This window comes from Lactobacillus melliventris (genome assembly GCF_042679465.1).
GTDB lineage: Bacteria > Bacillota > Bacilli > Lactobacillales > Lactobacillaceae > Lactobacillus > Lactobacillus melliventris.
Genome location: NZ_JBHTMT010000014.1, coordinates 1 through 1,388, shown reverse-complemented (window position 1 = coordinate 1,388; position 1,388 = coordinate 1). Strand labels below are relative to the sequence as shown.

At 33.2% G+C, this 1,388-nt stretch carries 2 protein-coding genes; both read right to left on the bottom strand.

Annotated elements, in window-relative coordinates; genetic code table 11:
• Positions 1 to 31: 31 nt before the first annotated feature.
• Entirely contained in the window at positions 32 to 913 is an 882-nt protein-coding gene (locus tag ACFQ32_RS10270; RefSeq protein ID WP_046325786.1) for an IS3 family transposase, read from the bottom strand.
• Positions 910 to 1,388, bottom strand: a 479-nt coding sequence (locus ACFQ32_RS10265) for a transposase (RefSeq protein ID WP_379907149.1), incomplete at its 5' end; no start/stop codon positions are given. The genes ACFQ32_RS10265 and ACFQ32_RS10270, both read right to left, overlap by 4 nt.

The following is a 1,388-nucleotide window of genomic DNA, read 5'->3' as shown; positions in this document are numbered from 1 at the left end:
TGAAGCTAACCCCTAAAACTGGACGTTAGTTTTATATCGTTTTACTTAAGGCTTGATTCCGATATTGAATCGGAGTTAAGCCTTTTAGTTTGTGTCGAATTCTATCTTCATTGTAATAACTTATCCATTCTTTCATCGCCTTAACCAATTGTTTCTTAGTATCAAAGTGATGTGTAAAATAATTCATTTCAACTTTCATAATGTGAAAGAAACTTTCCATAGCTGCATTATCATGACATGTAGCTCTTCGTGACATGCTTTGAAATACTTTATGTTTTCGTAAAGCATGTCGATATGGATTAGATTGATATTGAATTCCTTGATCACTATGGATTGTCATTCGATAATTTAATAGCTTGGGTCTTGCAGTAAACACTCCCTCTAATCCTTCTAGAACATATCTTGTTAATGGACGATCGGTGATCGTATAACTAATAATTTCACCGCTGAATAAGTCCTTAAATGGCGATAAATATACACGATCACGGATAGTCATGTTCCCATATCTAAATTCACTAATATCAGTTACGACCTTTTGATATGGTCTATCAGTCTTAAACTTTTGATGGAACCGATTCTTAGCTTTCTTATTTTGTGGACCCTTTGAAGAATCATATTTACCGGCTCTCAGATTATATTTATTAGCTCCTAAATTGTTCTCACGCATTAAGCGTTGAACACGTTTATGATTAACCATTAGGTGATAAGTCATCCTCAGAGTATCAGTTACAGGCCAGTATCCATAACTGGCATGATGCTTCTTTATCATTTTGATAATTGAAACAAGTGCTTTATCACTGATCAGCTTCTTTTTTGGATGAGGATGGTACTCGCATGTACTTTTAGACAAACTTGTGTAGGGTAATATTTCTTTTAATTTAAAGCCAAATTCTTGCCTTAGTTCATTAACTATAGATCTTTCTTCGTCCGATGTCCGCGTTTCTGAACTAAGGCATCTAGTTTTTTTAGATATTCATTTTCTACATGTAATGCACGATTCTCTAAACGTAGACGTTCAAGTTCAGTTAACTCTTGAGAAGTATATTTATGCTTCTTTGCTTTAATTTTCTTTTTATGCATTAATGGTCGTCCTTGCTTAATAAATAAAGCATCAACACCGCCTTCATTTAATTTTCTTTGCCAATTCGCAATAGTGGAAAGTTGTTTAATATTAAAATGATTGGCAGTAATTTGATAGCTGGCACTATGTTCTTTTCTCCAGTTTAAGACTTCTAATTTAAATTGACCACTATATCTTGTCTTAGAAAAGCTTTTTTCCAGGCCTCTGTTACCATACTGTTGATAATTATTGATCCAACCATCAATAGATTTACGTGATGTGATATGTAATTTCTCTTGAATTTCTTTTGTACTAAATCCTCTTTGAT